This is a genomic window from Mycobacterium shottsii, from assembly GCF_010728525.1.
GTDB lineage: Bacteria > Actinomycetota > Actinomycetes > Mycobacteriales > Mycobacteriaceae > Mycobacterium > Mycobacterium marinum.
In genome coordinates this window covers 635,883-658,005 of sequence record NZ_AP022572.1, presented here as the reverse complement: position 1 = coordinate 658,005, position 22,123 = coordinate 635,883, and the positions used below count along the sequence as shown (strand labels likewise).

At 63.5% G+C, this 22,123-nt stretch carries 23 protein-coding genes and 2 tRNA genes; 11 read left to right on the top strand and 14 right to left on the bottom strand.

The window, feature by feature from the left end; translation table 11 throughout:
- Positions 1-14 precede the first annotated feature (14 nt).
- Entirely contained in the window at positions 15-776 is a 762-nt protein-coding gene (locus G6N41_RS03115; RefSeq protein WP_198967696.1) for a MerR family transcriptional regulator, read from the top strand.
- Positions 777-803: 27 nt separating this feature from the next.
- Here the strand turns inward: G6N41_RS03115 and G6N41_RS03110 are convergent, their stop codons facing one another.
- Positions 804-1,643: a class I SAM-dependent methyltransferase gene (locus G6N41_RS03110; RefSeq protein ID WP_231608796.1), complete on the bottom strand. Its 840-nt coding sequence runs from the start codon at positions 1,641-1,643 to the stop codon at positions 804-806.
- Between the two features lie 245 nt (positions 1,644-1,888).
- Between G6N41_RS03110 and G6N41_RS03105 the strand changes: the two genes are divergently transcribed.
- Both G6N41_RS03105 and G6N41_RS29880 read left to right on the top strand, forming a co-directional pair.
- Positions 1,889-2,434, top strand: coding sequence for a helix-turn-helix domain-containing protein (locus tag G6N41_RS03105; RefSeq protein WP_198966570.1), 546 nt, complete (start codon positions 1,889-1,891; stop codon positions 2,432-2,434).
- The gene (locus G6N41_RS29880) at positions 2,323-2,715 is read left to right on the top strand and encodes an integrase core domain-containing protein (protein ID WP_407663771.1); all 393 of its coding nucleotides are present in this window, start codon (positions 2,323-2,325) and stop codon (positions 2,713-2,715) included. The genes G6N41_RS03105 and G6N41_RS29880 overlap by 112 nt, the downstream gene beginning before the upstream one ends.
- Here G6N41_RS29880 and G6N41_RS03100 read toward each other — a convergent pair.
- The 13 genes from G6N41_RS03100 to G6N41_RS03040 form a co-directional block, all read right to left on the bottom strand.
- Entirely contained in the window at positions 2,659-2,994 is a 336-nt protein-coding gene (locus tag G6N41_RS03100) for a hypothetical protein (RefSeq protein WP_198966569.1), read from the bottom strand. The two genes, G6N41_RS29880 and G6N41_RS03100, sit on opposite strands and share 57 nt — an antisense overlap.
- 120 nt (positions 2,995-3,114) lie before the next feature.
- Positions 3,115-3,187, bottom strand: a tRNA-Ala gene (locus G6N41_RS03095).
- A gap of 162 nt (positions 3,188-3,349) precedes the next feature.
- A tRNA-Ile gene (locus G6N41_RS03090) sits at positions 3,350-3,423 on the bottom strand.
- A 60-nt stretch (positions 3,424-3,483) separates the two neighbouring features.
- A complete protein-coding gene (locus G6N41_RS03085) occupies positions 3,484-4,386 on the bottom strand; it encodes a DUF3566 domain-containing protein (protein WP_198966568.1) in 903 nt (300 codons plus the stop codon).
- A gap of 83 nt (positions 4,387-4,469) precedes the next feature.
- The gene (gyrA, locus tag G6N41_RS03080; protein WP_198966567.1) at positions 4,470-6,989 is read right to left on the bottom strand and encodes a DNA topoisomerase (ATP-hydrolyzing) subunit A; all 2,520 of its coding nucleotides are present in this window, start codon (positions 6,987-6,989) and stop codon (positions 4,470-4,472) included.
- Positions 6,990-7,028: 39 nt separating this feature from the next.
- On the bottom strand, positions 7,029-9,062 hold the full coding sequence (gene gyrB / locus G6N41_RS03075) for a DNA topoisomerase (ATP-hydrolyzing) subunit B (RefSeq protein WP_198967694.1): 2,034 nt from the start codon (positions 9,060-9,062) through the stop codon (positions 7,029-7,031).
- Positions 9,063-9,316: 254 nt separating this feature from the next.
- Entirely contained in the window at positions 9,317-9,880 is a 564-nt protein-coding gene (locus tag G6N41_RS03070) for a DUF721 family protein (RefSeq protein WP_198966566.1), read from the bottom strand.
- Complete coding sequence (recF, locus tag G6N41_RS03065) at positions 9,877-11,034, bottom strand: DNA replication/repair protein RecF (RefSeq protein ID WP_198966565.1); 1,158 nt, start codon at positions 11,032-11,034, stop codon at positions 9,877-9,879. Before recF ends, G6N41_RS03070 begins: the two co-directional genes overlap by 4 nt.
- Before the next feature lie 20 nt (positions 11,035-11,054).
- Complete coding sequence (gene dnaN / locus G6N41_RS03060) at positions 11,055-12,263, bottom strand: DNA polymerase III subunit beta (protein ID WP_198966564.1); 1,209 nt, start codon at positions 12,261-12,263, stop codon at positions 11,055-11,057.
- 540 nt (positions 12,264-12,803) lie between these two features.
- Positions 12,804-14,336 (bottom strand): chromosomal replication initiator protein DnaA, encoded by a 1,533-nt coding sequence (dnaA, locus tag G6N41_RS03055; protein WP_198966563.1) that lies wholly within the window; start codon positions 14,334-14,336, stop codon positions 12,804-12,806.
- 400 nt (positions 14,337-14,736) lie between these two features.
- Positions 14,737-15,312: a hypothetical protein gene (locus tag G6N41_RS27815; RefSeq protein WP_231608534.1), complete on the bottom strand. Its 576-nt coding sequence runs from the start codon at positions 15,310-15,312 to the stop codon at positions 14,737-14,739.
- Positions 15,313-15,317: 5 nt separating this feature from the next.
- Positions 15,318-15,737, bottom strand: coding sequence for a hypothetical protein (locus G6N41_RS03045; RefSeq protein ID WP_198913147.1), 420 nt, complete (start codon positions 15,735-15,737; stop codon positions 15,318-15,320).
- Positions 15,713-16,024 (bottom strand): hypothetical protein, encoded by a 312-nt coding sequence (locus G6N41_RS03040; protein ID WP_198968087.1) that lies wholly within the window; start codon positions 16,022-16,024, stop codon positions 15,713-15,715. Before G6N41_RS03040 ends, G6N41_RS03045 begins: the two co-directional genes overlap by 25 nt.
- A 281-nt stretch (positions 16,025-16,305) precedes the next feature.
- On the opposite strand from G6N41_RS03040, the gene rpmH reads away from it, so the two are divergent.
- The 8 genes from rpmH (at position 16,306) to G6N41_RS03000 (ending at position 21,880) form a co-directional block, all read left to right on the top strand.
- The gene (gene rpmH, locus G6N41_RS03035) at positions 16,306-16,449 is read left to right on the top strand and encodes a 50S ribosomal protein L34 (RefSeq protein WP_198966562.1); all 144 of its coding nucleotides are present in this window, start codon (positions 16,306-16,308) and stop codon (positions 16,447-16,449) included.
- A gap of 23 nt (positions 16,450-16,472) precedes the next feature.
- Positions 16,473-16,835, top strand: coding sequence for a ribonuclease P protein component (gene rnpA / locus G6N41_RS03030; protein WP_198966561.1), 363 nt, complete (start codon positions 16,473-16,475; stop codon positions 16,833-16,835).
- Between the two features lie 26 nt (positions 16,836-16,861).
- Positions 16,862-17,170 carry a membrane protein insertion efficiency factor YidD gene (yidD, locus tag G6N41_RS03025; RefSeq protein ID WP_011742528.1) on the top strand — a complete coding sequence of 103 codons (309 nt, stop codon included), beginning with the start codon at positions 16,862-16,864 and terminating at the stop codon, positions 17,168-17,170.
- On the top strand, positions 17,154-18,269 hold the full coding sequence (gene yidC / locus G6N41_RS03020) for a membrane protein insertase YidC (RefSeq protein WP_198966560.1): 1,116 nt from the start codon (positions 17,154-17,156) through the stop codon (positions 18,267-18,269). Before yidD ends, yidC begins: the two co-directional genes overlap by 17 nt.
- Positions 18,270-18,382: 113 nt before the next feature.
- Positions 18,383-18,931, top strand: coding sequence for a Jag family protein (locus G6N41_RS03015; protein WP_198966559.1), 549 nt, complete (start codon positions 18,383-18,385; stop codon positions 18,929-18,931).
- A gap of 152 nt (positions 18,932-19,083) precedes the next feature.
- Positions 19,084-19,770, top strand: a complete 687-nt coding sequence (gene rsmG / locus G6N41_RS03010; RefSeq protein WP_198966558.1) for a 16S rRNA (guanine(527)-N(7))-methyltransferase RsmG — start codon at positions 19,084-19,086, stop codon at positions 19,768-19,770.
- Complete coding sequence (locus G6N41_RS03005; protein WP_231608968.1) at positions 19,767-20,900, top strand: ParA family protein; 1,134 nt, start codon at positions 19,767-19,769, stop codon at positions 20,898-20,900. Before rsmG ends, G6N41_RS03005 begins: the two co-directional genes overlap by 4 nt.
- Complete coding sequence (locus G6N41_RS03000; RefSeq protein WP_198966557.1) at positions 20,897-21,880, top strand: ParB/RepB/Spo0J family partition protein; 984 nt, start codon at positions 20,897-20,899, stop codon at positions 21,878-21,880. The genes G6N41_RS03005 and G6N41_RS03000 overlap by 4 nt, the downstream gene beginning before the upstream one ends.
- Positions 21,881-22,123 lie beyond the last annotated feature (243 nt).

Below are 22,123 nucleotides of genomic sequence, written 5' to 3'. Positions count from 1 at the left end.
CGCAGGAGACGCCGGTGGACGGACTCACCGTGGGCCAGGTCGCGGAGCGATTTGGCATCACGGTGCGCACGCTTCACCACTATGACGAAATCGGGTTGTTGATCCCGAGTCGACGTGCGGCCTCGGGTTACCGGGTTTATACGTCGGCGGACCTGACGCGCCTGTCCCAGGTCATCGTCTATCGCCGACTCGAGCTGCCGCTCGACCGGATCGCGCGGCTGCTCGACGAGGGCGATGCGGTCAGCCACCTGGTTCGTCAGCGCGAACGCGTCATGGCCCGACTCGATGAGATGAAGGACCTCGTCGAGGCAATCGACCAGGCATTGGAGAAAGCTATGACCAACACCCCCATGACCGACGACGACATGCGCGAACTCTTCGGTGACGGCTTCGACGACTACCGGGCCGAGACCGAGCAGAAGTGGGGCGAGACCGCGCAGTGGAAGGAGTCGCAACGCCGCACCAAGTCCTACGGCAAGGACGAGTGGGTTCGGATCAAGGCCGAGGGCCAAGCCGTTGAAAAGGCCTTGTCCGACGCCTTCCGCGCTGGGCTGCCGGCCGACTCCGAGGAGGCGATGAACGCGGCGGAGCAACACCGCCGCCACGTGAATCGCTGGTTCTACGACTGCCCGCCGGCCTTTCACCGCAACCTGGGCGACATGTACGTGAGCGACCCCAGGTACATCGCGACCTACGACGAATCATTCGGGCTGCCGGGGCTCGCGGCCTACTGTCGTGAGGCGATTCACGCCAACGCGAACCGGACCGGCGGCTGACGTGACCGGCCCGTCCTGGGTCCGGTGCTAGCCGCTGCGCGGGGTGCGAGTCCACGCTCCGACCTCGGAGCGTCCGATAACCGTCACGCCCAGGTCGCTGGCCTCCTCGAGCAGCCGCTGCGTCAGCGTTTCAATTCCGACCTCGGTCGCGGTCGCCACACCCTGGGCCTGGATGGTTGGCAGCAGCGTCTCAACCAGATCGGCGAGGGCTTGTAGCCACACCGCGGCCGCACGCCCCGCCCCGATGAAGGTCCGCATGGTCAACGTCGGTGCCGGTAGCCCGGCACCGACGAAGGCGTTGTGTAGGCGGTCGGCCATGTTCCAGGAGGTGTGGGTGCGGTCCAACGCCTCGCGGATCCAATGACAGCAGCGGTCGTGGGTGGGCGCCGGCGGCGACGAGCGGACGGCACTCCAGTGCGGCTCGTGAAACGCCACGATCCCGCCAGGCACCAGATGTTGAGACAGTCGGTGCAGCATGGCGGCGGGATCGGCCTGGAAGGTCAGGACGTAGCGGCCCACAATCGCATCGAATGGCCGCTCGAAGCTCAAGTCGGCGGGGTCACCCAGCCGGAAGCTAACGGTTTCGGATAGCCCCCGCGCCGCCGCGGTCGCCGATGCCGCGCTCACCGCGCCGGCCGCCCGGTCCGTTCCGACCACCTCGCCGCCGGGCATCGTCAGCTCCGAGGCGAGAAACGCGACGTCTCCGGGACCGCTGCCCACATCGAGCACCCGCATCCCGGGCTTGAGGCCCGCGGTGGCCAGGTACTCGCGCGTGGTCGCGTCCAGCAGCATGGCCTGGCGGCCCAGGCGGCCCAACTCGTAGTCCGAATGGCCCAGTACATAGTCGGGTCGGTTCACATCCACCACGATTGATCCTTGATTCGGTGATCGGGAGCAAATCCGCAACATCGCAATGCGCGCATGGTCGGTGTGACGAGTTCGGCGCACAACGACCCTCATGTCGGGGGAGTGGGCGAACAGCCGAAGTCAGACAGATGATTTGTGGAGCCTAGGGTGTGTGAGTTCACGACATAGGTGACACATGAGTCGCGTCATGGGTGACACCTGGACAAACGGGCGATGAGTCGCGTCATAGGTGACAGTCATGATTCATGCCCAAAGCCCGTGTGGTCGTCCTAGAAGTCACTAGCGGCCGACTGTCGGTGACCGCGGCAGCTCGTGTCTATGGGCTGTCTCGACAACACATCTACCGTCTAGTCGCGCGCTACCGCCAGGGCGGCCTAGAGGCAGTCGACCCGCGCTCACGCAGGCCTGCCAGCAACCCACGCGCGGTCAGCGACCCAATCATCATCGCGATCGTCGAGCTGCGCGAGAAACTCGTCGCCGACGGACTCGATGCCGGCCCACTGACCCTGCAAGAACACCTGGCCCGCCGCGGCCTGGCAGTGCCATCAACCTCCACCATCCGACGCATACTTGGTCACCACGGCCTGATCACCCCCCAACCACGCAAGCGACCCAAAAGCTCCTACCACCGCTTCGCCGCCGAACAGCCCAACGAATGCTGGCAATCCGACTTCACCCACTGGACCCTGGCCAACGGCACCGATGTCGAGATCCTCAACTGGCTCGACGACCACTCCCGCTACCTGCTGGGCTGCACCGGCTACTCTCGAGTCAGCGGCCCAACGTCGTAGCCAGCTTCACCACCACCGCCGCCGAATACGGCCTGCCCGCCTCCACCCTCACCGACAACGGGGCCGTCTACACCTCCCGATTCACCCACGGCCACAACGACTTCGAACGCCTACTAGCCAGCCTGGGCATCACCCAAAAGAACGAGCACCCCGGCCACCCCCAAACCCAAGGCAAAATCGAACGCTTCCACCAAACCCTCAAACGCTGGCAAGCCGCCCGACCACTACCCGCCACCCCGGACGAACTGCAGACCCTGCTCGACACCTTCCGCACCATCTAGAACACCCAACGACCCCACCGCGCCCACCCCGGCGCCATCACCCCCGAACAGGCCTACCAGGCACGCCCCAAAGCCCGCCCCACCGGCCAACCAAAGGCACACTTCCGCATCCGCCATGACACCGTCGACCAATTCGGCAAACTCACCCTGCACCACGCCAGCCGCCTGCACCACCTCGGCATCGGACGCGCCCACGCCCACACCCCAGTACTCATCCTGGTCGCCACCAGCACTGTGACCGTCCTCAGCAAGACCGGCCACCACGTCCTGAGCAGCCACACCATCAACCCCGACAAAAACTACTGGCGCAACCAACAGAAAAACCCCGGCCGATGGCCGGCGAATCTGTAACCCATCACGCGACTCATCTGTAACCGATGACGCGACTCATCACATTTGTGGAGCCTAGGGGAATCGAACCCCTGACACCCGCCTTGCAAAGGCGGTGCTCTACCAACTGAGCTAAGGCCCCTCGTCGTGACCGGTGGATAACCGGGTACGAATCCAGAATCCGGATCCGGCGCCACGTGCCAGACCTCGACGCTGCGCCGTGCCCGCACCGATGCTGCTACCAAAGCAGTCGCTACCAGCAGTAACACGAGCCGCACGCTATGTCTTGATGGGCACATGGTCGTGGGCCTAGGAGGACTCGAACCTCCGACCTCTTCGTTATCAGCGAAGCGCTCTAACCGCCTGAGCTATAGGCCCGTATTGCGCATACGGCCGAGCGACGAGATTACCGCAATGGGTGCCCGCCTCCCAAAACCGCTAGTCGCGATCGGCCAGGGTGACCTCGATACCACCGATCAGATCGGTCGCCAGGTTGTAGATAAATGCCGCGATGGTGGCCATCGCCGTCATCAAAACGATGTTCACCAAGCCGATCAGCACGGCACCGCCGAAGATGGTTCCGCTGGAGACCAGCTCCGCGCTACTGCCGCTGGTGTTGTTCAGGAGGTCGCCGACGTTGCTGTTGAGCTTGGCCCACACGCCCATACCGCCCAGAACCAGGTACAGGAAGGCCACCGCGATCATCCAGATGAAGAACAGCGCCACCGAGAGCAGCGCCGACACCTTCAGCGTGCTCCACGGATCGATCCGTCGGATCTGCATGCTGGCCCGTACCGGGCCGCGCGCCGCCCGCCGAGACGACACCTGGAAGCGCGATTCCCGCGACTCCCGGGCTTCGGCGGCCGCCGACCGTGCCGCACCGGCCACCGGATGGGCCCCAGAATTGTCCGCCCCGCGATCGGGCGCGGGCTTGCGCTGCACGGGTCGGGGAGCCGGTCCGGACAGATCGGGCAGTTCGCTGGCGTAGGCCTCCGCGGGGAGGTTCTCGCCACGCACCGGTGGGGCTTCGGCCTCCGGCGCCGGGGCCTTGACCGGAGCCGGCGCGCCGGTCGGCGCCGACGTACCGGAGATGAAGCGGCTCAGCCGGGCGTCGGCGGCCGACGTCGGACCGGGCACCCGCCCCTCACCGGACTGTTCGGGTGGGCGTGGCCCCGGGTTTCCCGGTCGCGCCGCACCCCGCTGCCAGGGCGGTGAATCCGCTGGATCGGGTAGCCGGCCTGCCCCCGTCCCCGCCCGGTGTACGCCGGAACGGTCGACCGCAGCGTCCCCATTGAAGTTGTCGCCCATATTGGGGGCGCCTGGATCGTTCGGTGAGGTCACCCGGACTCCTAACGTATGTACCCAGGTCGCTGAGTCTAATGGCCCCGCGCTTTGCCCCAGGGCAGGTGTACCCCGCCCCGGCCCTAGTTCCTGGACTCGTCGGTGTCGGTTGCTTCCGCGACAGCTTCGTCGGCGTTCTCTTCAGCGTTGCGGGCGATGGCCAACAGCGTGTCACCCTCGCCGAGGTTCATCAACCGAACGCCCTTGGTCTGCCGTCCCGCCTTGCGGACCTGGCGAGCCGCGGTACGGATGACGCCGCCACCGGAGGTGATCGCGTAGAGCTCACTGTCGTCATCGACGATCAGCGCACCGACCAGCCGGCCGCGCCGGCGGTCATACATGATGGTCAGCACGCCCTTGCCGCCGCGGCCCTGGACCGGATACTCCTCGATCCCAGTGCGTTTGGCGTAGCCGCCCGCCGTGGCCACCAGCAAATAGGTGCCCTCTCGGACCACATTCAACGACAGCAGCCGGTCATCGGCGTTGAACCGCATGCCCTGCACCCCGGAGGTGGCCCGACCCATCGGCCGTAGCGCCTCGTCGGTCGCCGAGAAGCGGATCGACTGACCGTTCGCCGAGACCAGCAATAGGTCTTCCTCGGACGAGCACAGCACGGCGCCAACGAGTTCGTCTTCACCCCGCAGGTTGACCGCCACGATCCCCCCGGAGCGGTTGGAATCGAAGTCGGTCAACTTGGATTTCTTCACCAACCCATTCTGGGTGGCCAGCACCAGGTAGGGCGCATCCTCATAGCTCTTGATCTGGATGACCTGAGCGATGCGTTCCTCGGGCTGGAATGCCAACAGGTTCGCCACGTGCTGCCCACGCGCGGTGCGTAACGCCTCGGGCAGTTCGTAGGCCTTGGCCCGATAGACCCGGCCCTGGGTGGTGAAGAACAAGATCCAGTCATGCGTTGAGCACACGAAGAAGTGCCGGACGATGTCGTCTTGCTTGAGACCGGCACCCTGCACGCCCTTGCCGCCGCGCTTCTGGCTGCGGTACAGGTCGGTCTTGGTCCGCTTGGCGTAACCGGTTTCGGTGATCGTGACGACGACGTCCTCGCGGGCGATCAAGTCCTCATCGCTCACTTCGCCGTCAGCCGCGATGATCCGGGTACGACGGTCGTCGCCGTGCTTGTCGACGATCTCGGCGAGTTCCTCACGCACGATGGCGCGCTGGCGTTCCGGTTTGGCCAGGATGTCTTCCAGATCGGCGATCTCGGCCTCGATCTTGGCCAGGTCGTCGACGATGCGCTGACGTTCCAGGGCGGCCAGCCGCCGCAGCTGCATGTCCAGGATCGCCTGGGCCTGGATCTCGTCGATGTCGAGCAGTTCGATCAGCCCGGCGCGGGCGATGTCGACCGTCTGCGAGGCCCGGATCAGTGCGATCACCTCGTCGAGCGCGTCGAGCGCCTTGACCAGACCACGCAGAATGTGGGCCCGCTCATTGGCTTTTCGTAGCCGGTAGGTGGTGCGGCGGATGATCACGTCGAGTTGGTGTTCGACGTAGTAGCGGATCATCTGGTCCAGACGCAGGGTGCGCGGTACGCCATCGACTATGGACAGCATGTTGGCGCCGAAGCTGGTCTGCAGCTGGGTGTGCTTGTAGAGGTTGTTGAGGACTACCTTGGCCACGGCGTCGCGTTTGATCTCGACGACGATCCGCAGGCCCACCCGGTCGCTGGACTGGTCCTCGATATTGGAGATGCCCGCCAGTTTGCCGTCGCGAACCTGCTCGGCGATCGAGGTGATGAAGTTGTCGTGGTTGACCTGATACGGCAACTCGGTGATGACCAGTGATGTCCGGCCGCGCGAATCTTCCTCTATCTCAACAACTCCGCGCATCCGGATGGAACCGCGACCGGTCTTGTAGGCATCGGAGATGCCTTGGGTACCGACGATCAAACCCGAGGTGGGGAAGTCAGGTCCCTTGACGCGTGCGGTGACCGCGGCCAGCGTCGCCTCTTCGTCGGCGTCGTGTTTTTCCAGACACCAGAACACCGCTTCGGCGAGTTCACGCAAGTTGTGCGGCGGGATGTTGGTGGCCATGCCGACCGCGATGCCGCCGGACCCGTTGGCCAACAGGTTGGGGAACCGGCTGGGCAACACCGTCGGTTCCTGCACCCGACCGTCGTAGTTCGGGATGAAATCGACTGTCTCCTCGTCGATTTCACGCAACATCTCCATCGCCAACGGGGTCAGGCGAGCCTCGGTGTACCGCATCGCCGCCGGCGGGTCATTACCCGGCGACCCGAAGTTGCCCTGACCGTCGACCAGCAGGTACCGCAGCGACCACGGCTGCGCCATCCGCACCAAGGTGTCATAGATCGACGCGTCACCGTGCGGGTGGTAGTTACCCATCGTTTCGGCGACCGAGCGCGCCGACTTGGCGTGACTGCGTTCTGGCCGGAACCCGGAGTCATACATCGCATAGAGCACACGGCGGTGTACCGGCTTGAGCCCGTCGCGGACTTCGGGCAGGGCCCGGCCGACGATGACGCTCATCGCGTAGTCGATGTAGCTGCGCTGCATCTCCTGCTGAATGTCGACCGGTTCTATCCGGTCACTAGCTTCACCACCAGGCGGCAGCGTCGTGTCTGTCATCTATTCCTCGTTTGCTCAGTCAAAACGCGGACTCGGGGTCTAAACGTCCAGGAACCGAACGTCTTTGGCATTACGGGTGATAAAGCTGCGGCGTGCATCGACGTCTTCGCCCATCAGAATGGAGAACAATTCGTCGGCGGCCGCCGCATCGTCGAGGGTCACCTGGCGCAGCACCCGAACCGATGGGTCCATCGTAGTTTCCCACAGCTCCTTGGCGTCCATCTCGCCCAGACCTTTGTAACGCTGAATGCCGTCTTCCTTGTTGATCTTCTTGCCGGCTTTGAGCCCAGCCTCGAGGAGGCCGTCGCGCTCCCGATCAGAGTAGGCGAACTCGGGTTCGGTGCGGTGCCACTTCAACTTGTACAGCGGCGGCTGTGCCAGGAACACGTGGCCGTTCTCGATCAGCGGACGCATGAAGCGGAACAACAGGGTCAACAACAATGTGGAGATGTGTTGGCCGTCGACGTCGGCGTCGGCCATCAAGACGATCTTGTGATAGCGCAGCTTCGAGAGGTCGAATTCGTCGTGAATACCGGTACCCAACGCGGTGATGATCGCCTGGACTTCAGTGTTTTTCAGGACTCGGTCGATGCGTGCCTTTTCGACATTGATAATCTTGCCGCGCAGCGGCAGGATCGCCTGGAACATCGAATCTCGGCCACTCTTTGCCGAGCCGCCGGCCGAGTCACCCTCCACCACATAGAGTTCCGACTTACGTGGATCTGTCGAGCGGCAGTCGGCCAACTTGCCGGGCAGCCCACCGAGATCGGTTGCGCTCTTGCGCCGCACCAACTCTCGCGCCTTGCGCGCGGCGAGACGTGCCTGCGCCGAGGAGACCGCCTTGTTCACAATGGTTTTGGCTTCCGAAGGATTGGCCTCGAACCAGTGCGTGAGCTGCTCGTTACAAACCTTCTGGACAAACGACTTGACCTCGGTGTTGCCCAGCTTGGTCTTCGTCTGACCCTCGAACTGCGGCTCTGCCACCCGCACCGAGATGACCGCGGCCAATCCCTCGCGGATGTCGTCACCGGTGAGGTTGGGGTCCTTGTCCTTGAGCAGCTTCTTGTCTTTGGCGTACTTGTTCACCACCGAGGTCAACGCACTGCGGAAGCCCTCTTCGTGCGTTCCACCCTCATGGGTGTTGATGGTGTTGGCGAAGGTGTGCACCGACTCCGAGTAGCCGCCGTTCCACTGCATCGCGATTTCGACTTCGTGGCCGGAGCCCTTGCCCTCGAAGTCGACGATGCTCTGCTGAATCGGACTCTTGGTGCGGTTGATGTGCTTGACGAAATCGACCAAACCGCCGGGATAGTGGAAGGTGCGGCTCTTGACCTTGTGCGGCGCGGTCGATTCGGCGGCCTTCTCCTGGGCGGACTTTGGTGCTTCGGCGGTATCACTGACGAGGTCGTCGACGACCTCGTCCGGGGTGACCCGCTCGTCGGTGAGGTTGATGGTCAGGTCCTTGTTGAGGAACGCCATCTCCTGCAGGCGCCGCGCCACCGTCTCGAAGTCGTATTCGGTGGTCTCAAAGATGTCCGGATCGGCCCAGAACCGGATGGTGGTTCCGGTCTTCTTGGTTGCCTCGCCCTGTTTGAGGGTGCCCGGCTGGGCGCGGTCGTAGAACTGCGACCACTCGTATCCGTCGCGCTTGATGTCCACTTCCAGTCGGGTGGATAGCGCGTTGACCACCGACACACCCACGCCGTGCAGACCACCACTGACGTTGTAACCACTGTTCTCGCCGCCGAACTTGCCGCCGGCGTGCAGCTGGGTCATGACAACGTCGACTGTCGGGGCGCCGGTGGCGTGCATCGCGACCGGAATGCCTCGGCCGTTGTCAGCGACCTCGACACTACCGTCATCGAGCAGCCGCACGTTCACCTGGGTGGCGTAGCCCGCCATCGCCTCGTCCACCGAGTTGTCGACGACCTCCCACACCAGGTGGTGCAGACCGCGCTCACCGGTGGACCCGATGTACATACCGGGGCGTTTACGGACGGCCTCGAGGCCTTCGAGAACGGTGATCGCCGAAGCGCCGTATTCGTCTTGTGCCTTCTTCTTCTGGGCAGCCACGGTCCGAATGTTCTCCTCGGGGTTGGATGCGCGCGGTCCAGTCACCGCAGCAGTCACTCCTCCACTCTACCGTGAGTGGTTGTCCGCACCGATTCTCTGAGCGCGTTTCCACCTATCTAACTGCGCCGTGCGCTCGATATCTTGCTTCTCGATGCGTCCCGACGTTGGAGATGCGGGTCCATCTCGTCCTAGCCGATCTGAGACCTCCATGGCCGTGGACTCGATTTGAGGGGTCACATTTGTCCGCGTGGGTCCTAGCCGTAGGTGTCGCGAGGCCCTCTACCAGCGATGTGCCGGGGCCCTTTGCGCCACGACGGACTCGCCGGGCCGGTGATCTTGAGCGAGTTCACCACGCCGTTGCCCACCGCTGCGGCGATCTTGGCCAACAGTTGTGATTGCATGATCCGCAACTGTGTCGCCCACGCCGTCGAGTCGGCAGTCACACTCAACACACCCTCATTCAGCGCCGTGGGCGTTGCATGATCGGCGATCTGCGACCCGACCGCCTGACTCCACTGACCCAGCACGGTGCCTTCCGCCACGTGACCGGACCACCCGCGCTTTTTCGCCAAGTCGCGCGTCAGCTTGCCCAGCGGTTGCGGATCCCTGGTGTCCGGCCCTGGCCCTGACCACCGACGGCGTCGCCCCACCACACGTCGCGGCGCGGGCCCCGCGGCGAAACCTCGCCCCGGGTCTTGGCCACGGGCGCGAGCTGCCGCCCGCGCTTCTTCCAAAGTACGCCGCACCAAGTCCATGCCGGGCAATTCGTCACGTGCTGCGCCGTCACCGGGCCCGGGCTGTTCGCCGTCATCGCTCACGATTGCACCACCGACACCCGTCCGTCCGCACTGTCACGCAGATCGATATGCACCTTGCGAGCATCCCAGCCCGAAGGGATGTCTTCGAGCACCGCCGCGGTTACCAAGACTTGTTCGGCCGACTCGGCGACCCTTGCCAAAGCCATGCGGCGGGCGGCATCGAGCTCAGCGAACACGTCGTCGAGCAACAAGACCGGTTCGCTACCGTCGGCGCGCAGCAGCGCGAAGGCCGCCAACCGCAGCGCCACCGCCATCGACCACGACTCCCCATGGCTGGCAAAGCCTTTTGCCGGCTGGTCGCCGAGACGCAATTCCAAGTCGTCACGGTGCGGACCCACCAGACACACACCCCGCTCCAACTCGGCATCACGGCGCGCGGCCAACGCCGCCAACAACCCTTCTTCCAGGGTGACACGATCCGGCGCGGCGTCGTCGGCAGCCACGAATGCATCCATGCTGGCTCGATACGCGATCGCCGCTGACCGCGACTCCGGCGCCAGCAGCTGATATGCCTTTTCCACTTCCGGTGCCAGTAGACGCACCAAATCAATGCGGGCCGCCATCAGTTCCGCACCATGTTGAGCCAGCCGGCTGTCCCATACATCTAAGGTGTCCAACGCGCCGCGGTCTCCCCGAAACCGTGCTCCTGAAACGGATTTCAGCAATGCGGTGCGCTGCCGCAGCACCTTGTCATAGTCGGCACGCACGCCGGCAATGGTCGGTCGGCGCAACGTCGCCAAGTCATCGAGGTAGCGGCGACGATCCGCTGGGTCCCCACGCACCAAGGCCAGATCTTCGGGGGCAAACAACACCGCCCGCAAAACACCGATCACCTCGCGCGTGCTGCGCACCGGTGATCGATTCAACCGCGCCTTGTTGGCACGGCCGGCGGCGATCTCCAGGTCCACCGCACATTCTCGACCGTCATTGACCACGATCGTCGAGATCACCGCTCGGTCGGCACCCGCGCGGATCAACGGCGCGTCGGTACCGACCCGGTGCGACCCCAATGTGACCGAATACCACAGCGCCTCAATGATATTGGTCTTGCCAAAGCCGTTCGGACCGACAAACACCGTTCGTCCGGGCCCCAGTTCAAGATCCGCGTACGCCCACGAACGGAAATCACGCAATCCCAAATGCCGGACGTACACCTATTTCGGCACCATGGTGGTCAGCCCGGCAACCGAACCGGCATCAACAGATAGACATAGTCGGTCGGCACCGCCGCGAAGGGACCTTGATCCCCGGGACCGCTGACAATCCGGTCCTCAGCGGACGCCGGCCGCAACAGCGCCGGCTTGCCCGGCGTGGTGAAACCGAACGACACCCGCTCGGAATGCAACGAGGCCAACCCGTCGATCAGATATGTCGGGTTGAACGCGATGGTCAAGGGTTGACCCGCGAACTCAACGGCAATGTCTTCTTCGGCCCGTCCGACGTCATCGGCTCCGGCCGAAAGCCGCAACATTCCATCGGCGAACTCCATACGCACCTGGGCGCCGCGATCGGCCACCAAGGCGACCAGCTTGATCGCTTCGGTCAGCTCAGCCACATCGGCGCTGACCACCGCGGTATGTTCGGCCGGCAACAGCTGACGGAACTTGGGAAACTCCGCATCAAGGAGCCGGGTGGTGCTGCGCTTACCGTCACCGCTGATACCCAGCAGGCCGTCCTTGCCAACCCCCATCCCGGCGCCCAACGACAACCGGACTTCCGAACCATCGGTGTTGGCTTTGGCCGCCTCGCCCAGGGTCTTGGCCGGCACCAACACCGCCGCCTCGATGTCGGGGGACAACGCATTCCAGGTCAACTCGCGAACTGCCAGGCGGAACCGGTCGGTGGCCGCCAAAACCACTTTCTCGCCTGAGATCTCGACACGAATACCGGTCAACATGGGCAAGGTGTCATCACGACCTGCGGCGATGGCGACCTGACCGATCGCCTCGGAGAACAGCTCGGCGGGCAGCGTGCCGGTGTCCTCGGGCAGTGTGGGCAGCGTCGGGTAATCCTCAACCGCCATGGTCGGAAGTGAAAACCTGGCGTTCCCACAGGTCAGCGCGACGCGGTTACCGTCGACGTAGAAGTCGACCGGCTTGTTCGGCAGTGCCCGGGTAATGTCGGACAGCAATCGCCCTGATACCAAAACCGTTCCAGGAGAAGCGATTTCGGCGGGAACCCGGACTTCTGCGGAAACCTCGTAGTCAAAACCCGAGATGGTCAGCCCCTCGTCGGAGCCGGTCAACAACACCCCCGACAGCACCGGCACCGCAGGCCTGCTGGGCAAGTTTTTTGCGACCCACGACACCGCATCGGCGAAGGACTCGCGCACCGAACGAAATTTCAAGTCGGTGAGACCAGCTCGTGTCGTAGCCGCGTCCATTGCGTCCCTTCACCTAACAGTGAGTTCAAAATCCGTAAATCCATGAGCCGACTTTGCCGCCGGCAGGTGGGACTGACCGCTTCGTACGTCAGTGGCGTGTAGTTACACCAAGACGTCCGCAACGACAGTCGAACACCAACCGTAGAGCTTTAAGCCTGAACTTGAAAGCTCGCTGTCAGTGACGACAAGTCAGCCGACAGGCGCTGCGATGCGGCGCTGTGTAGCGGATGTCCCCAACGCTGTTCTTCAAAGAACAAACGTCGAAGAGATCTCAATAACAGTAATAAGGGGTGTTAATTCTGGGGACAGCCGGGTCTTGACGCAGCTAGAGGACCGGTGGGGCTGTGGATCAGGCTGCGGGTGGCTGTGTGTTCTGTGTTGGCCTGTTGGGGATGGGACGGGCGGTGTGCACTCCAGTCCGAAAATTACATGAATGTCTGCAGCCGTTTGTGCACAGGACTACACACACCGGTGTCGTGTAACTCGTGTGACTAACGTGAGAGAAGTTTTTTTGCAGAAATTACTGGAGCCGGCCGCGGATCAGCGCTTGGAGCGCTGCCGAATGCGGGTGGTGAGCTCCTTGACGTGATCGAAGACCTCACGGCGCTCTGCCATTTCGGACAGGATCTTGCGCTGGGCGTACATGACCGTGGTGTGGTCGCGCCCGAATGCCTGGCCGATCTTGGGTAGTGACAGGTCAGTGAGCTCCCGGCACAGGTACATCGCGATCTGTCGCGACTGAGCCAGCGCTCGGGTCTTGCCAGGGCCGCGGAGCTCCTCGACCGTGGTGTCAAAGTACTCGGCGGTGGCAGCCATGATGGTGGCCGCGCTGATTTGCATGGTGCCGGCGTCGGCGATCAGATCACGCAGTACGATCTCGGCAAGTGCCTTGTCGATGGGCGTCTTGTTCAACGAGGCAAACGCGGTGACACGGATGAGGGCACCCTCGAGTTCGCGAATGTTGCGTTCGATGCTGCTGGCGATCAGTTCTAGGACATCGTCGGGCACCGCGAGTCGCTCCATCTGCGCCTTCTTGCGCAAGATCGCGATGCGGGTTTCCAGCTCGGGGGGTTGAACGTCGGTGATCAGTCCCCACTCGAACCGGGTTCTGAGCCGGTCTTCGAGAGTGGCCAGCTGTTTGGGCGGCCGGTCCGAGGAGATCACGATCTGCTTGTTCGCGTTGTGCAACGTGTTGAAGGTGTGGAAGAACTCTTCCTGGATACCTTCTTTGCCTTCGATGAACTGGATGTCATCGACGAGCAATACGTCGACGTCGCGGTAGCTGCGTTTGAAGGCGACTTTGCGGTCATCACGCAGCGAGTTGATGAAGTCGTTGGTGAATTCCTCGGTGGACACGTATTTGACGCGCATGCCCGGGAACAAACGCTGTGCGTAGTTCCCCGCGGCGTGCAGCAGGTGTGTTTTGCCCAGTCCGGACTCGCCCCAGATGAAAAGTGGGTTGTAGGCACGGGCGGGTGCCTCGGCGATCGCCAGAGTGGCCGCGTGCGCGAATCGGTTGGAGGCTCCGATGACGAAGGTGTCGAACGTGTAGCGGCGGTTGAGGCTGGTACCGCCGGCGCTAGCGCTGGTATCAGCGTCGGTTGAGCGCTTCTTGAAGTGCGTCGGCCAGCTTTGCCGCGAATTTGGCGCGTTTTCGCCAAAGTCATCGATCTCGTCGGAGACTTCTTGTGACGTTCCTGGTGACGCTTCGAGGCCGGGGTCCTCGACCGCAGCAACCACCGAATCGTCATCATCGTCGGCGGGCGGCGGGGCGATGCGGACCCCGAGCTGGATCTGTTGTCCAAGCCGACGGCTCAGCGCTGCGGTGATCGGGGTGCGCAGGTGGCGTTTGATCTCGTTTTGCACAAAGCTGCTGGGGACCGACAGCAGAGCAAACCCCTCAACGATGGTGAGTGGTTGGACGAGGTTCAACCAAGCTCTTTGCTGGGGGGTTAGTGGACTGGTCAAAGTGGTGCCGGTGCCGGCATCACCATCAGTGTTGGGTTCTCCGTTGAGCTCAGCGACGACGGCATTCCACACTGCGGCGAAACCGGAATCGGGGTCATTGGTCAACGACGCATCTCCCTGATCCGACATAGCAGTGGAATTATGGGCCACACTATCCACACCGTTATGCACAGGTGTGGAAAGGACGACCAATGGCGGGCAACAGCCTATCGGCAACGGCTCGCGATCTCCGCGCTGCGTACAACCAAGCGGTTGTCTGGGCAGCTAGTTGATCCGCCATCCTCGCTTCATTGTCGGCCGCCGTTTCAATCCGAAAACAGCACTGCCCGAAGCTAACAGTTTTCGGTGCGGCTGCCAACAGTTCTCTGGTATTCGGTTGAGGGTTGGCTGTGAGGGTGGTTTTGTGACCCAGATTTGGCGGTCGACTCGGTTCAGGGTGGGTCTATTGCGGCTGGCTAGGTCGTGATGCATCAAGTCAAGATGCCTGCGAAACCTGGTTCATGCATCAGGTAAGGAATGCCCGCGAAATCGGGGTCAGGTGGTGGTCTTGCTTTTGATGCGGATGCCGGCTTTGAGGGCGGGTAGAGCGGCGGGTATGGCGGCGAGGTAGAGCTGTTCGGTCTTGTCTTTGGCGAGTCTGAGCAGGGCGGCTTGCAGGTCGGCGATCTGGCGGGCGATCGCGGCGGGGTTGAGGCTGTTGCGGTAGGTGAGCAGCTCTGTTTGTTGGGCCGCTGAGAGGACTCCGGCGGCCAGCAGCCGGTCCAGGGGTCTGGGGCTTGTCGTAGAGCCGGCGGCGGTGACCGTCGCGGCTGCAGCCGTAGCTGATGGGTTTGATGGTGGGGGTCAGGTAGTTGAGCCGGTCGTTGACCAGGTGCCACAGCCGGTTGAGCACGGCGCGTTCTTCGTCGGTGTCGTAGCGGTAGTAGAACCCGTAGCGACGCACGAGGTGGTTGTTTTTGGACTCGATGGTGGCCTGGTCGTTCTTCTTGTAGGGTCGTGAGCGGGTGAAGAAGATCTCCATGTCCGCGGCCCACTTGATGACCGCCTTATTGAGGAATTCGGTGCCGTTGTCGAAGTCCAAACCCGTTACCTTATAGGGATTTTAGTAATTCCGGTTTTGAGGGCGCCCAGGATGTGGGGGTGGGCGTTGTTGCGCACCGTGCGGGTGAACACCCAGCCGATGTGCATGTCGGTGAGGTTGACCGTGCGGGCGAACTCACCTTTCAGTGTCGGGCCGCAGTGCGCCACGGTGTCGCCTTCGAAGAACCCCGGAGATTCTTCGGCCTCATCGCCTGCTTTGCAGATGGTGATCGAGGACCGCAGCAGCGGGGAGGGTTTCGTCGTCGACACACCCGAGATCTGGTCGCGGGCCTTGGCGCCGCGCAGGTAGCGGTCGATCGTGGCGCTGCTCATCGCCAACAGCTCGGCACGCACCGCCGGGCCGTAACGGTCACGGCCGTCCACCAGTTCGCCGTGGCGTTCTAGAGCATCCAACTGAAGTGCCATGGAAGCGGCCAGATACCGGCCGCACTGCCCGCCTGAGGCCGCCCACACCTTCTGCAACACCTTGAGCGCATCCTAGAGTACTTCGGATTGCGTTGCCGGCGAGTCCGTTTGGCGACCTGCCGACCCGCTCCCGGCGGCGCGGCCGCCGCCCTCAACCGCCGCCGGGCGTTGTCACGCGACCAGCCGGTGACCGCCACCACCTGATCCAGAATCTGCCCCTTGTCCGCCTTCGGCGCCCCCACATACCCCCTGGCGAACTTCGCGGTGATCTCGGCCCGAGACGACATCGACAGCCCACTTCCCATGCCTGCTGAGGATCGACCGTTTCGCGGGCATTTTTACGTGATCCACCGAGGACGCTTCACGGGCATTTTCGTGATGCTTGCCGGAGGTTTGACCAGGAGAAGGCTCGTCAGTACCCTCAAACAGTCGCCCGAAAGTAGGCGATGCGGCTGCGACCTGAATCTTGTATTGAGGGACCGCGCCGGCCAGTAGCGAGACCACCTCCGGCCGACAGTGAGGATGTTGGCGGCCGGTTGGTTATGCCAGAGACACCGAGGAGAATGTCGTGGCCAAGGGCAAGCGGACCTTCCAGCCGAACAACCGGCGTCGAGCCCGCGTTCACGGCTTCCGTCTGCGGATGCGGACCCGCGCTGGGCGGGCCATTGTTACTGTTCGGCGCCGTAAGGGCCGCCGTGCATTAACTGCCTGATCGCAGCGCCGGGTTTCCCAGCGGTGCTGTTCGCACGCAACCGCATGAGGCGGTCGACTGAGTTTGACGCGACGGTCAGACAAGGGGTGCGCACCGTGCAGCCCGACGTCATCGTTCACGTCCGTCGGGCCAAGGAATGCGCTGCAGACAGCAGCCCCCGGGTTGGGCTGATCATCGCCAAGTCCGCGGGTACAGCAGTGGAACGTCACCGAGTTGCGCGTCGACTGCGACATGTCGCCCGTCCGATGCTGATGAACCTTCACCCGTGCGATCGAGTTGTGATTCGTGCGTTGCCGAGCAGCCGCCACGTGTCGTCGGCATGGCTGGAGCAGCAACTGCGTACCGGATTGCGACGGGCGTTCGAATCGGCGGGTGCCGACCGGTGACCTCGTCGGCATCGAGTGGCCCAGGCATGGTGAGAACCAGCGGCCGGTTGGCAGCGCGCGGACTCATTTATGTGATCGAGCTTTATCGGCACATGGTCTCGCCGTTGCGGCCGGCCTCGTGTCGTTTTATCCCAACCTGCAGTCAGTACGCGGTGGATGCGCTTTCCGAGTACGGACTGATTCGGGGCAGTTGGCTGACGGTCGCCCGACTCGCAAAGTGTGGGCCGTGGCACCAAGGGGGTTGGGATCCGATACCGGAGCGCCAGGGTTGCCGGGCAGACGAGGCTGGGTGCAGTCCCGCGGTGAAGCAAGGGGAGAGTGAGTTTTTTGTTTGATTTTTTCAGCCTCGACTTCGTCTACTACCCGGTGTCGTGGATCATGTGGGTTTGGTACAAGCTGTTCGCCTTGGTGCTAGGCCCCTCGAACTTCTTCGCCTGGGCGCTGTCGGTGATGTTCTTGGTCTTCACATTGCGCGCCCTGCTGTACAAGCCGTTCGTGCGCCAGATCCGGACCACGCGGCAAATGCAGGAGCTGCAGCCACAGATCAAGGCCTTGCAGAAGAAGTACGGCAAGGATCGCCAGCGCATGGCGCTCGAGATGCAGAAGCTGCAACGGGAGCACGGGTTCAACCCAATCCTGGGCTGTCTGCCGATGCTTGCGCAGATTCCGGTGTTCTTGGGGCTTTACCACGTGTTGCGTTCGTTCAATCGGACAACGGGTGGGTTCGGTCAGCCGGACTTGTCGGTGGTGGAGAACCGGCTCACCGGAAACTATGTCTTCACCCCGACCGATGTGGGCCACTTCCTGGACGCAAACCTGTTCGGTGCGCCGATCGGTGCCTCGATGACGCAGCGGGGCGGGCTGGACGCGTTCGTCGATTTCAGTCGGCCCGCGGTGATCGTGGTGGGTGTTCCGGTGATGGTTCTGGCCGGTGTCGCGACCTACTTCAACAGTCGGGCGTCGGTCGCGCGGCAGAGTGCCGAGGCCGCGGCCAACCCGCAGACCGCGATGATGAACAAACTGGCTCTCTACGTCTTTCCGCTGGGCGTGGTTGTCGGTGGGCCGTTTCTTCCGCTGGCCATCATCTTGTACTGGTTCTCGAACAACATCTGGACGTTCGGTCAACAGCACTACGTCTTCAGCATGATCGAGAAAGAGGAAGATGCCAAGAAGCAGGAGGCGTTGGAGCGGCGGGCGGCCAACGCTCCCGCGCCGGGAGCCAAGCCGAAGCGCACACCCAAAGCGGTGGCGGGCAGCAATGGATCGCCAGCGGAGTCAGAGGACGTCTCGGACACCGACGCGACCGAGGCTTCGGGCGAGGAAGCGCCGTCCGGCGACACCAAGCAGGACAAGCCGAACTCGACCGCGCGCAACAGCTTGCCAATTAATCGAACGCCGCGCCCGGGTGCGCGTCCCAAAAAACGTAAACGGTAACCGTGGGCGCGTGAGCGCCGTCGGCTCAGCCGGAGCACCGGTGCTGAGCCACTAGAGAAAAGACCCCGCGAATTTTCGCGACCACCAACCCGTGACTGAGGGGAGATAGAGTTATGACCGAGGCTGGCATCACCGAACTGGAAAGTAGCGTGGCGGAGAAGACACCGCCGGCCGATGGCGCCGCCGAGGGTGACGACCTCGAGGAGCGTTTGGTCGCCGAGGGCGAGATCGCCGGTGACTACTTGGAAGAGTTGTTGGACCTGCTGGACTTCGATGGGGACATCGATCTGGACGTCGAGGGCAGCCGTGCGGTGGTGAGCATCGACGGTGGCAACGACCTGAACAAGTTGGTAGTCCGTGGGGGAGAGGTCCTGGATGCGCTCCAAGAACTCACCCGGCTGGCGGTGCACCAGAAGACGGGTGTGCGCAGCCGCTTGATGCTCGACATCGCCAGCTGGCGGCGCAAGCGTCGCGAGGAGTTGGCGGTGCTGGGCGACAAGGTGGCGCGTCGGGTGGCCGACAGCGGTGAACGCGAGGAGCTGTCGCCGATGACCCCGTTCGAGCGCAAGATCGTGCACGACGCGGTGGCGGCGGTGCCGGGCGTGCACAGCGAAAGTGAAGGCGTCGAGCCGGCACGGCGCGTCGTCGTTCTGCGCGACTGATCCGTAAGCCGATCGGGACCCTGCTGTAATGGGTGCCGATCGAGTTACAGCGATGTAGTTATTGCGGGTGCGGTCTGTTGGGTGCAAGAAGAGCGGAGAATGTTTCACGTGAAACATGGCCCGACTCACGAGCCGGCCGAGAGTTCGGAGCGATGACACAGTCCCTCGACGATGCCGCGTCGGCGATCTTCGGCCCGCGCCTCGAGCTCGCCGAACGTTATGCCGATTGGCTGGCCACCGCCGGGGTCGAGCGGGGATTGTTCGGACCGCGTGAGGTGGACCGGCTCTGGGAACGTCACGTCTTGAACTCCGCGGTGATCGGTGAACTTCTCGATCACGGTGAACGCGTCGTAGACATCGGAAGCGGGGCGGGTCTGCCGGGCCTACCGTTGGCGATGGCCCGCCCCGACCTCCAGGTCGTCTTGCTGGAGCCAATGCTGCGGCGCGTCGAATTTCTGCAGGAGGTCGTCACAGATCTCGGCCTGGCCGTGGAAGTCGTGCGAGGCCGCGCGGAGGAACGGTCGGTGCGAGAGCGCCTCGGCGGCAGTGATGTCGCGGTTTCGAGAGCGGTGGCCGCATTGGATAAACTGACGAAGTGGAGTATGCCGTTGTTGAAGCGGGAGGGGCGAATGCTGGCGATCAAAGGGGAGCGAGCTCCCGATGAAGTGCGCGAGCACCGGCGTGTAATGGAGTCGTTGGGTGCCGCGGATGTCAGGGTAGTGCCATGTGGCGCGAACTACTTGCAACCGCCCGCAACCGTGGTGGTAGCCCGACGCGGAGACACCCGTGGGCCCAATCGACGGGTCTCTCCGCGGCGAACGGGGGGAGCACCGGCATGAGGCTGTTACGAATTCCGGTACCCGGTGCGGGAGCGTCCGCGGCGGCGAAGGATGATGCCGAATCCGGCGGTGCCGCCGGGGTGGACAACGGATCGGACGCCGCTGCCGGGATACCGGGTGGTGTCGCCACCGGCGAGGCCGATGCGCCGGAGGCGGTGGAGGCGACCGGGCCGGACGCGGACGGGGTAGCGTCCGCGGCGGAATCGGCGGACAATCCGACGGTGAATGTTTCACGTGAAACATTGAGTGAGTTCGATACCCCAATCGGCGCTGCCGCCGAGCGAGCGATGCGGGTCTTGCATACGACCCACGACCCCTTGAAACCGCCGCATCAACGCCGGGTCTTCACCATCGCAAACCAGAAGGGGGGCGTCGGCAAGACCACCACCGCCGTCAACCTCGCGGCGGCCCTGGCGATCCAAGGACTCAAGACACTGGTTATCGATCTCGACCCGCAGGGCAACGCGAGCACCGCACTCGGGATCACCGATCGTCAGTCGGGCACCCCATCGTCATACGAGGTGCTGATTGGCGAAGTCTCATTACGCGAGGCGCTACGGCGTAGCCCACACAGCGACCGACTCTTCTGTGTACCGGCCACCATCGATCTGGCCGGCGCGGAGATCGAGTTGGTGAGCATGGTCGCGCGCGAGAATCGCCTGCGCAACGCTCTGGCCGAGCTCGACCAATTCGACTTCGACTACGTTTTTGTGGACTGCCCGCCATCGTTGGGCCTGCTGACAATCAACGCGCTTGTGGCGGCCCCGGAAGTCCTGATCCCGATCCAGTGCGAGTACTACGCACTGGAAGGCGTCTCGCAGCTGATGCGCAACATCGAGATGGTGAAAGCTCACCTCAATCCGGACCTGGAAGTCATCACCGTCATTTTGACGATGTATGACGGGCGGACGAAACTGGCCGACCAGGTGGCCGAAGAAGTCCGCAGCTACTTCGGCGACAAGGTCCTTCGCACCGTCATACCGCGCAGCGTCAAAGTCTCCGAAGCGCCGGGCTACAGCATGACGATCATTGATTACGACCCCGGTTCGCGCGGGGCGATGAGTTACCTCGATGCCAGCCGCGAACTCGCTCAGCGTGATCGACCACAGACCGGGAAGGAACGGGCATGACGCAGCCTTCGCGCAGAAAGGGCGGCCTCGGCCGGGGACTGGCCTCGCTGATACCCACCGGCCCGGCCGAAGGCGAATCCGCCGCGCAAGGCTTTGGACCCCGGATGGGTTCGGCCGCCGCCGACGTCGTCATCGGTGGCCCCGTCGCGGATGCCGCGGCGATGGGCGCGGTGTACCGAGAGATTGCGCCGGGGGATATCGAGGCGAACCCCCGTCAGCCACGGCAGGTCTTTGATGAAGAAGCGCTCTCGGAATTGGTGCATTCCATCCGCGAGTTCGGCCTCTTACAGCCGATCGTGGTGCGCACGGTTGACGGAGCACAAAGCGGTGCGCCCTACCAGATCGTCATGGGGGAGCGGAGGTGGCGAGCGGCTCAAGAGGCGGGGCTGGCCACCATCCCGGCCATCGTGCGGGAAACCGGCGATGACAACCTGCTGCGCGATGCTCTGCTGGAAAACATCCACCGGGTACAGCTGAATCCCTTGGAAGAAGCCGCCGCATATCAACAACTTCTCGATGAGTTTGGCGTTACCCACGATGAGCTGGCCGCCCGGATCGGCCGCTCTCGGCCGTTGATCACCAACATGATCCGGTTGCTGAAACTGCCGATCCCGGTCCAGCGGCGAGTGGCTGCGGGCGTGCTGTCCGCGGGGCATGCACGTGCACTGCTATCGCTGGAAGCCGGCCCGGAGGCTCAGGAAGAACTGGCAAGCAGGATCGTTGCGGAAGGACTCTCGGTGCGGGCCACCGAGGAGGCGGTGACCCTGGCCAACCGCAGCGACGCAAGTACCCCGACACCGCCGCGGCGCAAGCCGATCCAGATGCCGGGACTGCAAGACGTTGCTGACCGGCTGTCGAACGCCTTCGATACCCGGGTGACAGTCAGTCTTGGCAAACGTAAGGGCAAGATCGTGGTCGAGTTCGGATCGGTGGACGACTTGCAACGAATCATTGGAATAATGACCGATGCCGAGGCGTGACCAGCCACAAGCGGTAATTACGTCACTGTGACACTGCGTCGGTCCCGACCGCAGAAAAATCCACCCTCGGAATCCAAACCGGATGGAGAACTGCTGTGGCTCAGTCGAATTCGTGATTGGACCGGCTTTCGGACCAGCGCGGCGGAACCACAGCCGAGTCCCGCCCGAGCGGCCGGCGTGGTTCGGGGGGGATCTGACGTCGGACTGGCCCGACACAAACCCCGGGCGGTCTGGAGTGGCTAG